The organism is Pseudomonas sp. SMV71 (assembly GCF_052042015.1).
Classification (GTDB): domain Bacteria; phylum Pseudomonadota; class Gammaproteobacteria; order Pseudomonadales; family Pseudomonadaceae; genus Aquipseudomonas.
Genome location: NZ_JBKGGU010000013.1, coordinates 112,862 through 125,555, shown reverse-complemented (window position 1 = coordinate 125,555; position 12,694 = coordinate 112,862). Strand labels below are relative to the sequence as shown.

Annotated in this window: 10 protein-coding genes; 4 read left to right on the top strand and 6 right to left on the bottom strand. The window is 60.3% G+C overall.

Annotated elements, in window-relative coordinates; all coding sequences use genetic code 11:
- Positions 1–149: 149 nt before the first annotated feature.
- From pqqC to ACLEJQ_RS15420, 4 genes are read left to right on the top strand one after another with little or no spacing between them, the layout of a single operon-like run.
- Positions 150–902: a pyrroloquinoline-quinone synthase PqqC gene (pqqC, locus tag ACLEJQ_RS15435; RefSeq protein ID WP_440796371.1), complete on the top strand. Its 753-nt coding sequence runs from the start codon at positions 150–152 to the stop codon at positions 900–902.
- Complete coding sequence (gene pqqD, locus ACLEJQ_RS15430; RefSeq protein ID WP_053125968.1) at positions 899–1,174, top strand: pyrroloquinoline quinone biosynthesis peptide chaperone PqqD; 276 nt, start codon at positions 899–901, stop codon at positions 1,172–1,174. The genes pqqC and pqqD overlap by 4 nt, the downstream gene beginning before the upstream one ends.
- Positions 1,155–2,297, top strand: coding sequence for a pyrroloquinoline quinone biosynthesis protein PqqE (gene pqqE / locus ACLEJQ_RS15425; RefSeq protein WP_440796472.1), 1,143 nt, complete (start codon positions 1,155–1,157; stop codon positions 2,295–2,297). The genes pqqD and pqqE overlap by 20 nt, the downstream gene beginning before the upstream one ends.
- A complete protein-coding gene (locus ACLEJQ_RS15420; RefSeq protein WP_440796369.1) occupies positions 2,263–4,092 on the top strand; it encodes an alpha/beta hydrolase family protein in 1,830 nt (609 codons plus the stop codon). The genes pqqE and ACLEJQ_RS15420 overlap by 35 nt, the downstream gene beginning before the upstream one ends.
- Before the next feature lie 130 nt (positions 4,093–4,222).
- Here the strand turns inward: ACLEJQ_RS15420 and ACLEJQ_RS15415 are convergent, their stop codons facing one another.
- From ACLEJQ_RS15415 to ACLEJQ_RS15390, 6 genes are all read right to left on the bottom strand, one after another.
- The gene (locus tag ACLEJQ_RS15415) at positions 4,223–4,381 is read right to left on the bottom strand and encodes a YqaE/Pmp3 family membrane protein (RefSeq protein WP_003177654.1); all 159 of its coding nucleotides are present in this window, start codon (positions 4,379–4,381) and stop codon (positions 4,223–4,225) included.
- Between the two features lie 330 nt (positions 4,382–4,711).
- Positions 4,712–6,490: an acyl-CoA dehydrogenase C-terminal domain-containing protein gene (locus tag ACLEJQ_RS15410; RefSeq protein ID WP_440796367.1), complete on the bottom strand. Its 1,779-nt coding sequence runs from the start codon at positions 6,488–6,490 to the stop codon at positions 4,712–4,714.
- 290 nt (positions 6,491–6,780) lie between these two features.
- The gene (locus ACLEJQ_RS15405) at positions 6,781–8,577 is read right to left on the bottom strand and encodes an acyl-CoA dehydrogenase C-terminal domain-containing protein (protein ID WP_440796366.1); all 1,797 of its coding nucleotides are present in this window, start codon (positions 8,575–8,577) and stop codon (positions 6,781–6,783) included.
- A gap of 91 nt (positions 8,578–8,668) precedes the next feature.
- Entirely contained in the window at positions 8,669–9,958 is a 1,290-nt protein-coding gene (locus ACLEJQ_RS15400) for a GGDEF domain-containing protein (protein WP_440796364.1), read from the bottom strand.
- A gap of 335 nt (positions 9,959–10,293) precedes the next feature.
- Positions 10,294–12,099: a phenylacyl-CoA dehydrogenase gene (locus tag ACLEJQ_RS15395; RefSeq protein WP_440796362.1), complete on the bottom strand. Its 1,806-nt coding sequence runs from the start codon at positions 12,097–12,099 to the stop codon at positions 10,294–10,296.
- Between the two features lie 276 nt (positions 12,100–12,375).
- Positions 12,376–12,672 carry a pyrroloquinoline quinone biosynthesis protein PqqE gene (locus tag ACLEJQ_RS15390; RefSeq protein WP_440796361.1) on the bottom strand — a complete coding sequence of 99 codons (297 nt, stop codon included), beginning with the start codon at positions 12,670–12,672 and terminating at the stop codon, positions 12,376–12,378.
- Positions 12,673–12,694: the final 22 nt, after the last annotated feature.

The window sequence follows — 12,694 nt, the reverse complement described above, 5'->3', positions numbered from 1 at the left end:
GATCCGGGTCGTACCGGATGCTTGTTCCACAGCAGTCCGAGTGGCATTGGATATTTCATGCAGCATCAACCCCATGTGGGAGCGAGCCTGCTCGCGATAGGGCCGCCCCTGACACCACAGAACCCACGGGAATTGCCCGGAGAACCGCAATGACTGACACCCCTCTGTCCCCCGCCGAGTTCGAAGCGGCCTTGCGCGCCAAAGGTGCGTATTACCACATCCATCACCCGTACCACGTGGCGATGTATGAGGGCCGTGCCACTCGCGAGCAGATCCAGGGCTGGGTCGCGAACCGCTTTTACTATCAAGTGAACATCCCGCTCAAGGACGCCGCGATCCTCGCCAATTGCCCGGACCGGGAAATCCGTCGCGAGTGGATCCAGCGCCTGCTGGACCACGACGGCGCGCCCGGCGAAGACGGCGGCATCGAAGCCTGGTTGCGCCTCGGCCAGGCAGTGGGCCTGGACCCCGACCAACTGCGTTCCCAGGAACTGGTACTGCCGGGTGTGCGTTTCGCGGTGGATGCCTACGTCAACTTTGCCCGCCGGGCCAGTTGGCAGGAGGCCGCCAGCAGTTCGCTGACCGAACTCTTCGCGCCGCAGATCCACCAGTCGCGGCTGGACAGTTGGCCGCAGCATTACCCGTGGATCGACCCGGCCGGCTATGAATACTTCCGTACCCGCCTGGGCCAGGCCCGGCGTGATGTCGAGCACGGGCTGGCGATTACCTTGCAGCACTACACCACCCGCCAGGGGCAAGAGCGCATGCTGGAAATCCTCCAGTTCAAGCTGGACATCCTCTGGAGCATGCTCGATGCCATGAGCATGGCCTACGAATTGAACCGCCCGCCCTATCACAGCGTGACCGCAGAACGGGTATGGCACAAAGGAATCAACTTATGAGTTTCGACCGCAGCCAAACCCCTCGCTGGCGTCCCGGCTATCGCTTCCAGTACGAACCGGCCCAAAAGGGCCACGTGCTGCTCTATCCCGAAGGCATGATCAAGCTCAACGACAGCGCTGCACTGATCGGCGGTTTGATCGATGGCGAACGGGATGTCGCGGCCATCATCGGCGAACTGGCCAAGCAGTTTCCCGACGTGCCGGAACTCGGTGACGACATCGAGCAATTCATGGAGGTCGCCCGTGCAGAGCATTGGATCACCCTCGCCTGACAAGCCTGCGGTCGGCCTGCCGCTGTGGTTGTTGGCGGAGCTGACCTATCGCTGTCCGTTACAGTGCCCTTACTGTTCGAACCCGCTGGACTTTGCCGAGCAGGGCAAGGAGCTGAGCACCGAACAGTGGTTCAAGGTGTTTCGCGAGGCCCGGGAAATGGGCGCCGCGCAACTGGGCTTTTCCGGTGGCGAGCCGCTGGTGCGCCAGGATCTCGCCGAACTGATCGGCGAGGCCCGCAGGCTAGGCTTCTACACCAACCTGATCACCTCCGGCATCGGCTTGACCGAACAGAAAATCAGCGACTTCAAGAAAGCCGGACTGGATCATATCCAGATCAGTTTCCAGGCCAGCGACGAGCAGGTGAACAACCTGCTGGCCGGCTCGAAAAAAGCCTTCGCGCAAAAACTCGAAATGGCCCGGGCAGTGAAAGCCCATGGCTACCCCATGGTGCTGAACTTCGTGACCCATCGGCACAACATCGACAGGATCGACCGCATCATCGAGCTGTGCATCGCCCTTGAAGCCGACTTCGTCGAGCTCGCCACTTGCCAGTTCTACGGCTGGGCCCAGCTCAACCGCGTCGGGCTGCTGCCCACCCGCGAACAATTGGTACGCGCCGAGCGGATCACCAACGAATATCGTGCCCGGCTGGAGGCCCAAGGGCATCCGTGCAAGTTGATCTTCGTCACCCCCGACTATTACGAAGAACGCCCCAAGGCCTGCATGAACGGCTGGGGCAGTATTTTTCTGACGGTCACGCCGGACGGCACCGCGCTGCCTTGTCATGGCGCTCGACAGATGCCGGTGAAGTTTCCCAACGTGCGCGACCACAGCATGCAGCACATCTGGTACGACTCGTTCGGCTTCAATCGTTTTCGTGGCTATGACTGGATGCCTGAACCGTGCCGCTCCTGCGATGAAAAGGAAAAGGACTTCGGTGGCTGTCGCTGCCAGGCGTTCATGCTCACCGGCGACGCCAGCAACGCCGACCCGGTGTGCAGCAAATCCGAACATCACGGCGTGATTCTCCAGGCTCGCGAAGACGCCGAGCACGCCACGCAAACCATCGAACAACTGGCCTTCCGCAATGAACGAAACTCACACCTCATCGCCAAAGGCTGATCCGTTCAGCGCCGCCCAGGCCGTTGCCGCCGGCACCGACTTCGCCGAACTGCAGCTTGGGCCCCTGGGCCTGTTCTGGAACGAATACCGGCCCGAAGACGGCGCTTGCCGGATCTGGCACTGGCAAAACCACCAGGCCCGTTGCCTGACACCGGACGGCTTCAGCGCCCGCAGCCGGGTCTATGAATACGGCGGCGGATCGTTCTGCCTGAGCGACGACGGCGTGCTGTTCGTCAATGAGGCCGACCAGCAGCTGTATCACCAATCGCTGGCCGACCCACTACCCGTGGCGCTGACCACTGGCGATTGCCGCTACGGTGACCTCAGTTTCGCCTTCGGGCAGGTGCTGGCGGTAGAGGAGCAGGCCAACCGGCACCGTCTGGTGTCGATCGGGCTGGTGGATCACCAATGGCATGTGCTGGCTGAAGGCGCGGATTTCTACGCCTCGCCTATCCTGAGCCCGGATGGGCAGCGGTTGGCCTGGGTCGAGTGGAGCCGTCCGCATCAACCGTGGACGGCAACGCGCTTGATGCTGGCCGAGCGCAATGCCTCGGGCTGGAGTGAGCCGCGCTGTGTGGCGGGCAAAGGCGATGGCGAATCCATCCAGCAGCCGCGTTTCGATGCGGCCAATCGTCTGTATTGCCTGACGGATCGCGCAGGATACTGGCAGCCTTGGGTGGCGTCGACCAGCGGCCTGGAACCGCTGCCCGCCGCCGAGGCCGATCATGCGCCCGCGCCGTGGCAACTGGGTGGCTGCACCTGGCTGCCGTTGGGCGAGCAATCCTACTTGGCGAGTTGGACCGAAGCGGGTTTTGGACGGTTGGGCCTGTGTCGCAGCGACACCGCTGGCGAGGACTTCACTGGTGCCTACAGCCGTTTTCGCAGCCTGGCGCTGGATGAGCGGTGCATTTATGCAATCGCCGCCTCGCCGACCCACCCGTCGGCCGTCATTGCCATCGAGCGCCAAAGCCATGCAATCACGGTACTGGCCGGTGGCCTCGCACCGCTGCCCATCGAGCAGATCAGCCGTCCTCGAACCCTGCGCTACCCCTCGGCATCCGAAGAGGCCCATGGATTTTTTTATCCGGCCATGAATGCTGATGCGAAACCGCCCCTGGTGGTGTTCATCCACGGCGGTCCGACCTCGGCCTGTTATCCGGTGTTTGATCCACGTATCCAGTACTGGACCCATCGCGGCTTCGCCGTGGCCGACCTCAACTACCGAGGCAGCAGCGGCTATGGCCGGGCGTACCGGCAGGCGTTGCATTTGAATTGGGGTGTGGTGGATGTCGAGGATGCCTGCGCGGTGGTCGCCTACCTCGATGGGCAAGGTTTGATCGATGGCCGCAGTGCGTTCATCCGCGGTGGCAGTGCCGGTGGGTACACGACGCTATGCGCCCTAGCGTTCCACGATGTGTTTCGCGCCGGTGCCAGCCTCTACGGCGTCAGCGACCCTGTGGCCCTGGCCCGCGCGACGCACAAGTTCGAGGGCGATTACCTGGACTGGCTGATCGGTGACCCTCAGCGTGATTCCGAACGCTATCGCGCCCGCACCCCGCTGCTGCACGCCGATCAAATCCGCGTGCCGGTGATTTTCTTCCAGGGAGAGTTGGATGCCGTGGTCGTGCCGCAGCAGACCCGCGACATGGTGAAGGCGTTGGAGGACAACGGCGTTGCGGTGCAGGCGTATTGCTACCCGGACGAACGCCATGGCTTTCGCAAGGCGGCGAACCAGGCGCATGCGCTGGAGCAGGAGTGGTTGTTCTATCGCAGGGTGATGGACAGCCCGCTGTAGGGCAATGAAGAACCTGTGGGAGCGAGCTTGCTCGCGATAGCGTCGGGTCTAAGCAGACTATTTATAGACTGATACTCCGCAATCGCGAGCAAGCTCGCTCCCACAAGGATTTCTACATATTTGCGAATTTTCAGCGCTTGGCGATGATGTACACCGCATGCACGATGCCCGGGATGTAGCCCAGCAGCGTCAATAGAATGTTCAGCCAGAAGGCCCCGCCGAAACCGACCTGCAGAAATACACCCAACGGCGGTAGCAGAATGGCGATGATGATACGAATGAAATCCATGGTGGGCTCCTGATGGGCGATGGCTGCATTGCCATATAGCTCATTGACCCGTGACCGCTCGTCAGGGTTCAACGGCCATCAGTAGAAGAAACAGACCTGGGTTGAAAAAAACGCAGACAAAAGAAAACCCCGCCGAAGCGGGGCTTTGCAGACTGTTTCCCTGACATCCATTTCACTCCGCCTTCCTGGCAGAATCCTACGTGTCCGTGTTGTTGCTTATGCGCATCCTGCGCGACGTCCATGTGCAGTAGATTAGCTGTGGATCCAATCTGTCGGTAGAGGGAAAACGCCAGCACGTCATGTAAGCAAATGCTTACATGACGTCATGTTTCAAAACTGAGCGGCGTCCAGCAGGAACAGCGACTCGCTGCCCGCCTTCACCGAAGCGCTCAAGGAATGGATGCGTGGCAACAGGCGAGCAAAGTAGAAACGTGCGGTTCCCAGCTTGCTTGCGTAGAAGTCATCCTGGCTTTCCTTGCCCAAGGCAGCCTTGGCCATCAGGGCCCACATGTAGGCATAGGCGGTGTAGCCGAACACCTGGAGATATTCCACCGAGGCCGCGCCGATTTCGTTCGGGTTGGTCTTCGCCCGGTCCAACAGCCATTCGGTCAGCTCATCCAGCGTACCGACGGCCTGGTTCAATGGCTGGGTAAATTCCGCCAGGTCGCTGCTCGCGGTGCCGGTGAAATGGCGAATCTCATCGGCGAACAATTTATAGAACGCCCCGCCGCTGCCGACGATCTTGCGCCCCACCAGGTCCAGCGCCTGGATGCCGTTGGTGCCTTCGTAGATCTGGGTGATGCGTACGTCACGCACCAGTTGCTCCTGGCCCCATTCACGGATGTAGCCATGGCCGCCGAAAATCTGCTGGCCATGGACGGTGGTTTCCAGGCCCAGGTCGGTCAGGAACGCCTTCGCCACCGGCGTCAGCAACGCCACCAGATCTTCGGCGCGCTTGCGCGTGGCCGCGTCCTCACTGAACTTGGCGGTGTCCAGTTGCATTGCCACGTAGGTGGAAAATGCCCGACCGCCCTCGTTCGAGGCTTTCATGGTCAGCAGCATCCGGCGCACGTCGGGGTGGACAATGATCGGGTCGGCGACCTTGTCCTTGTTCTGCGCACCGGTCGGCGAACGGCTCTGCAGGCGATCACGGGCGTATTCGATGGCGTTCTGGTAGGAACGCTCGCCGGTGGCCAGGCCCTGGATGCCGACACCCAGACGCTCATAGTTCATCATGGTGAACATGGCCGCCAGGCCCTTGTTCGGCTCACCGACCAGATAACCTACGGCTTCGTCAAAATTCATTACGCAGGTGGCGGACGCCTGGATGCCCATCTTGTGTTCGATCGAGCCGCAGTTGGCCGCGTTACGTGCGCCCAGGCTGCCGTCGGCATTGACCAGGAACTTGGGCACCAGGAACAGTGAGATACCTTTCGGACCGGCTGGCGCATCCGGCAGCTTCGCCAGCACCAGGTGAATGATGTTCTCGGTGAGGTCGTGTTCGCCGCCGGTGATGAAAATCTTGGTACCGCTGACCTTGTAGGAACCGTCGGCCTGGGGTTCGGCCTTGGTGCGAATGATCCCCAGGTCGGTCCCGGCATGCGGTTCGGTCAGGCACATGGAGCCTGCCCAGACACCGGCGTACATGTTCGGCAAGTACGCAGCCTTCAGCTCTTCGCTGGCGTGGGCATTGATCGACAGGCAAGCCCCGGCGGTCAGCATCGGATACAGGCCGAAGGACAGGCTGGCGGAGTTGACCATTTCCTCGACCTGGGCGGAAACAGCCTTGGGCATGCCCATGCCGCCATAGGCTGGGTCGCCGCCGACACCGACCCAACCGCCTTCAGCGTAAGTCTTGTAGGCCTGTGGGAAACCTGCCGGCGTGGTGACGGCGCCGTCGGCCCAGTGGCAACCTTCTTCATCAGCGGCACGGCTGAGGGGCGCGATACTCTTGCTGGTGACCTTGCCGGCTTCTTCAAGGATCGCTTCAACGGTTTCAGCGTCTACGGATTCAGCCAGCGCCGGCAGTTCGGCCCATAGTTTCGCGACCTCGAATACTTCATTGAGGACGAAGCGCATATCGCGCAGGGGCGCTTTGTAGTCAGCCATGGCAAACCTCGCAGGATCTAAACAATTGGTTCGTAGGAAATGGTTCTAGCAATGCCTGAAGTGTACCTCAACAACTTTTACGACACATAGGGTCAGCCCGTGACCTTTTTGTTATTTTTAGTCACACAGAAAGCCCGCACGAACACTGTGGCGAGGGAGCTTGCTACCGTTCGATTGCGCAGCAATCGCAAAACATGGGGCGGCTTCGCCCGAAGCGTCGGACCGTCCCAGCGGGAGCAAGCTTCCTCGCCACAGATTTTGTGCCACAGATTTTGTGTTTCCACCGCTAGTTATAGAGCGAACAACTCCGCCGGCAGCTTCATCAGGCAATCACTCCCCGCCTCGACAGCGGCACGATGGGCGGCAGTACGCGGCAGCAGACGCTTGAAGTAAAACTCACAGGTCGCCAGCTTGCCACGACAGAAATCCTCGTCACCGTTGCCGCCGTCGAGTTGCGCCTGGGCCACCAATGCCATGCGCAGCCACAGGTACGCGAGGATGATGTAACCGCTGTACATCAGGTAATCCACCGAGGCGGCGCCCACTTCGTCCGGGTTCTTCATGGCGGCCATGCCCACCCGGGTGGTCAGTTCGCCCCATTGCTGGTTGAGCTCGTCCAGCTGCGCGAGGTATTCCTTGAGCTGCGGATGCCCGGCGTTGGCGGCGCAGAACTTGTGGACAATCCTGGTGAAGCCACGCAGCAACTTGCCCTGGCTGCCCAGGACTTTGCGCCCCAGCAGATCCAGGGCCTGGATGCCATTGGTCCCTTCATAGATCGGCGCGATGCGACAGTCTCGTACCAACTGCTCCATGCCCCATTCGCGAATGAAACCGTGCCCGCCAAACACCTGCATGCCGTGGTTGGTCACCTCAAGCCCGGTGTCGGTCATGAAGGCTTTGCAAATTGGCGTCAGGAAGGCCAACAGGTCCTCGGCTTCCTGGCGGGCACTCTCATCCGTGCTCAGGTGCGCGGTATCCAGCAACTGCGCGGTGAAATAGGTCAGCGCCCGGTTGCCTTCGTTGAAGGCCTTCATGGTCAGCAACATCCTGCGCACGTCGGGATGGACGATGATCGGGTCGGCGACTTTTTCCGGCGCCTTGGGCCCGGTCAGCGAGCGCATCTGCAAGCGATCGTTGGCGTATCGAATGGCTCCCTGGAAGCTCGCTTCCCCAAGACACAGTCCCTGCATGCCGGTGCCGAGCCGGGCGTGGTTCATCATGGTGAACATGCAGTTGAGGCCTTTGTTCGGCTCGCCGATCAGGAAGCCCTTGGCACCGTCGAAGTTCAGCACGCAGGTAGCCGACGCCTTGATGCCCATCTTGTGTTCGATCGAGCCGCAGCTCACCCCATTGCGCGCTCCAGCTTCACCACGGGTGTCGGGCAGGAACTTGGGCACGATGAACAACGAGATGCCCTTGGTCCCGGCGGGCGCGTCCGGCAGTTTGGCGAGCACCAGATGGATGATGTTCTCGCTCAGGTCGTGCTCACCGGCGGAGATGAAAATCTTGCTGCCGCTGATCGCATAAGTGCCGTCGGCCTGAGGCACAGCGCGGGTCTTGATGATCCCCAGGTCAGTGCCGCAATGGGCTTCGGTCAGGCACATGGTGCCCGTCCATTGACCGGCGGTGAGCTTGCTCAGATAGGTCTGTTTCTGTTCTTCGGTGCCGTGGGCATGAATGGCCGACATTGCGCCGTGGGTCAGGCCAGGGTACATGCCCCATGAGGTGTTGCTGGAGCCGATCATTTCGCTGATGACCAGTCCCAGCGAGCTGGGCAGGCCCTGGCCGCCATACATGGGATCCGCCGCCAGCCCGTGCCAGCCGCCCTCCACGTATTGTGCGAAAGCCTGCTTGAAACCTGTAGGTGTGGTCACCACGCCGTTGTCGAAATGACAGCCCTGTTCGTCACCGGAACGATTGAGCGGCGCCAGCACGTTCTCGCAGAATCGTGCGCCTTCCTCGAGAATCGCGCTGACCATGTCCGGGCTGGCATCGCCGGCGCCCAGCTCGGCATAACGGCCATGGAAATCGAAGACATGATCGATCAGAAAGCGCATGTCGCGCAGCGGGGCTTTGTACTCGGGCATGGTGGTTTTCTCCGGTAGCAGATCGTTGCAACCTACTGCCGGCCCTCGATGCTCACAATCACTGTCGAGTCGCTGAATGCGCCATCATCACTCAACCCGCTGCGGCCTCCATGCGCACCGCGCCGCGTCGGGTCTGTCCAAAGGCAACCACACAGTTGCGCCCTGCGCCCTTGGCGTTATAGAGGGCCTGGTCGGCGGACTTGAGCACTTCTTCGGGGGTGCGTTGCTCCAGGCGTTCGGCCACGCCGATGCTGACTGTCACCGATACGCTGGAGGCACCGGCCCCGGAACGACGCTGGCGGCCTTGTTGATCATCCTGGGGACGACTGTCGGGATTGCGCAACTGAATGGCGTAGGTCTCGATGGACTGTCGGATGACCTCCAGATGAGGCATGCATTCATCAATGGTCTTGCCGGCAAATACCAAGGCAAATTCTTCACCGCCATAGCGATACGCCCTACCGCCACCGCCGATTTTGGACAATTTGCTCGCCACCAGGCGCAGTACCTGGTCGCCCACGTCATGGCCGTGGGTGTCGTTGAATTTCTTGAAATGGTCCACGTCGCTCATCGCCAACACGTAATTGCGCCCCAGGCGCTGCATGCGTTCATTCAGCGCCCGACGTCCCGGCAGGCCAGTGAGTTCATCACGAAATGCCATCTGATAGGCCTCGTGGGCAACCGCCGCGGCGATCATCAGCATCACCTGACTGCACATGATGTTCAGGGTGAACGGAAGGATGAAGGTTTTCGGCAGCATCCAGAACAATCCAAGCAGCCCCACCAGCTGCGCCGCGTGCAAGGGTCGCGGGTTACGCCAGTATTGCCAGGCCAGTAGCAGGAAGGCGGCGGCGAACATCGGGTAGGACAACTGAATCAGGCTCATCCAGGCGCCGTGCAACGCAGGCCAACGGATCTCCGAAAGCCATAACAGCAACGCTTGGGGAAAACTCTGCTCCAGAGCTAGTGCGACACTGCCGAACACCAACAACACCGCGAACCGAGCCACCATGTCCTGGAACAGATGCGTGCGCTCTTGCCATGCGGCAAACAATCCGAACAGCAATGGCAGCAGCAGGCAGACGAGGTGGAACACCACGGCGGCGTCTTCGCGCACCTTGCCGTTATCGCGGTAAAAGTCAGTCTGGGTGTCCAGCAAGAAGTAGGCGATGTAAACCGTGACCATCAGAAACAGCTCACGCTGGCGTCGGTAGACCGCGCAATACGCCCCGCCCAATAGCAATACCAGGGTGGGCAGGACATTGAACAACGAGGTGAAGAAAACGTTGAGATCCTTGACGTAGGCAGCCGCAAGCCCCGACAGCAATAGCAACATCGACGGTAGGAAATGGCTGAAACGTACAGCGGAAGAACGCGGCAAGGGTAAAAGCTCCGACCCGGCTGATCAAAGATGGCATTGTGCCTGCTAACAGTGCAATAAGGCACGGAAGATGTGACAGATGTCACACTGCCATCGTTGTAACGGCAGGGAAGAAGGTTTTCTTAGGGGCTGCCTGGATGAATATTGTTTCAGGATCGCCTCTGATCCTCTGTGGGAGCGAGCTTGCTCGCGATGGCGTTTGTTCAGCCAGCACCTTCATGGGCTGACACGCCGCTATCGCGAGCAAGCTCGCTCCCACAGGGATATTGTGGCGGACATGAAAAAGCCGCTGCATCCCGAGGAAGCAGCGGCTTTGGGGAAGTCCCGCGTAAGGCTTAGTAGCCCAGCGCGAAGTCTTCTTCTTTCATGTCCATCAGGTTGTTGGCACCCGACAGCATGGCCGCCACGTGAGTGCGGGTACGCGGCAGGATCCGCTGGAAGTAGAAGCGCGCGGTCTGCAGCTTGGCAGTGTAGAAAGCCTCTTCGGTGGTGCCGGCTGCGAGTTTTTCCGCTGCCAGACGCGCCATGTCGGCCCAGAAGTAGGCCAGGCAGGCATAACCGGAGTACATCAGGTAGTCCACGGAGGCTGCGCCTACTTCTTCGCGATCCTTCATGGCTGCCATGCCAACTTTCATCGTCAGCTCGCCCCATTCCTTGTTCAGCGCAGCCAAAGGTCCTACGAACTCTTTGACTGCTTCGTTGCCTTCGTTGCCCTGGCAGAACTTGTGGACGATCTTGGTGAAGCCCTTGAGTGCTTCGCCTTGGGTCATCAGCACTTTGCGGCCCAGCAAGTCGAGCGCCTGGATGCCGGTGGTGCCTTCGTACAGCATCGAGATGCGGCTGTCGCGAACGTTCTGCTCCATGCCCCACTCGGCGATGAAGCCATGGCCGCCATAAATCTGCACGCCGTGGTTGGCCGATTCGAAACCGACTTCAGTCATGAACGCCTTGGCAATCGGCGTCATGAACGCCAACAGCGCATCGGCCTTTTTCTTCTCTTCTTCATCCACACCGTACTTGACGATATCGACCTGCTTGGCGGTGAAGTACACCATCGCCCGGTTACCTTCGGCGAAGGCTTTCATGGTCAACAACATGCGACGTACGTCAGGGTGAACGATGATCGGGTCAGCGGCTTTGTCCGGCGCTTTCGGGCCCGTCAGGGAGCGCATTTGCAGGCGGTCACGGGCATATTTCAGGCCACCCTGGAAGCCGATCTCGGCGTGGGCCAGGCCTTGCAGCGCGGTGCCCAGGCGTGCAGTGTTCATGAAGGTGAACATGCAGTTCAGGCCTTTGTTCGCCGGGCCGATCAGGAAGCCAGTGGCCGCGTCGAAGTTCATCACGCAGGTGGCATTGCCGTGGATGCCCATCTTGTGTTCCAGGGAACCACAGCTCACCGCGTTGCGCTGGCCGACGGTGCCATCAGCATTTGGCAGGAACTTGGGAACGATAAACAGCGAGATGCCCTTGGTGCCGGCCGGTGCATCCGGCAGACGTGCCAGGACGATATGGACGATGTTGTCGGCCATGTCGTGTTCGCCAGCGGAAATGAAGATCTTGGTGCCGGTGACCTTGTAGGAACCATCGGCCTGCGGTTCGGCCTTGGTGCGCAACATGCCCAGGTCGGTACCGCAATGAGGTTCGGTCAGGCACATGGTGCCGGTCCATTCACCGGAAACCAGCTTGGTCAAGTAAGCCTCTTGCTGCTCGGGCGTACCGTGCTCGGAAATCGTGTTCATCGCGCCATGGGACAGGCCTGGGTACATGCCCCACGACCAGTTGGCTTCGCCGACCATCTCACTGACCGCCAGGCCCAGGGACTCCGGCAGACCTTGACCACCATGCGCCACGTCGTGGGCCAGGCTTGGCCAGCCGCCTTCGACGAATTGCTTGTAGGCCTCCTTGAAACCGGTCGGGGTTTTCACGCCGGACTCGCTCCAGGTGCAACCTTCGATGTCACCCACGCGGTTCAGCGGAGCCAGCACCTGCTCACAAAACTTGGCGCCTTCTTCGAGAATGGCGTCAACCATGTCCGGAGTTGCGTCCTGGCAAGCCGGAAGGCTCTGATAATGCGCTTCGTAGCCGAGCAGTTCGTCACGAACGAAGCGAATATCACGCAAGGGGGCCTTGTAGTCAGGCATAGCGATAAACCTCTGCTGATGTAACCGGGAATGAACGACCGCATGGATTTGTTATGGCGGTCAAACAGTTGTTTGAAACATACGTTTACGCCCAAATCTTGTCAAGCGTCGATCTTTTGCCATTCGTCATCGAATCGGGAAAATCCCAGGCAAGCGCGATCCTTCACAGCCAAGGCCCGCGATACACGTGGAGAAAAGATTAGTTGAGCAAGAAGAGGTTAGAGACAAAAACGCCGCGAACGATCGCGGCGCTTTTGCAAACTTGAAGTAGAGCGATCAGGCGAAGGTATCGATCAACGTACCGAGCATTTCGTCGGATGCCTTAGCGACCTTCACGCCCAAGTCAACCTGGAACTTGCCCTGGGACATTTCCACCATGTTGCTGGCCACGTCTGACTGCTGACTACGATCCACCGAACGCAGGCGATCGACCTGGACCTCAGAGGACTGGCTGGTGACCGAACGCTCGATGGTAGTGCTGGCGATCTGGCTGGCCGCCTGATCGACACGGTTCTGCCCCGTCTGGACAGTGCTCAGACCGGCATAGAACGCGGTGTTTCCTGCGATTTGCATGGCAGAGCTCGTCTTCTTGAAG

Bases quoted from the DNA above. Each gene is read 5' to 3' on its own strand.
- ACLEJQ_RS15390 (WP_440796361.1), bottom strand. From the start codon at position 12,672: ATGCAAATCGCAGGAAACACCGCGTTCTATGCCGGTCTGAGCACTGTC.
- ACLEJQ_RS15405 (WP_440796366.1), bottom strand. From the start codon at position 8,577: ATGCCCGAGTACAAAGCCCCGCTGCGCGACATGCGCTTTCTGATCGAT.
- ACLEJQ_RS15420 (WP_440796369.1), top strand. From the start codon at position 2,263: ATGAACGAAACTCACACCTCATCGCCAAAGGCTGATCCGTTCAGCGCC.
- pqqD (WP_053125968.1), top strand. From the start codon at position 899: ATGAGTTTCGACCGCAGCCAAACCCCTCGCTGGCGTCCCGGCTATCGC.
- ACLEJQ_RS15395 (WP_440796362.1), bottom strand. From the start codon at position 12,099: ATGCCTGACTACAAGGCCCCCTTGCGTGATATTCGCTTCGTTCGTGAC.
- ACLEJQ_RS15410 (WP_440796367.1), bottom strand. From the start codon at position 6,490: ATGGCTGACTACAAAGCGCCCCTGCGCGATATGCGCTTCGTCCTCAAT.
- ACLEJQ_RS15415 (WP_003177654.1), bottom strand. From the start codon at position 4,381: ATGGATTTCATTCGTATCATCATCGCCATTCTGCTACCGCCGTTGGGT.
- pqqC (WP_440796371.1), top strand. From the start codon at position 150: ATGACTGACACCCCTCTGTCCCCCGCCGAGTTCGAAGCGGCCTTGCGC.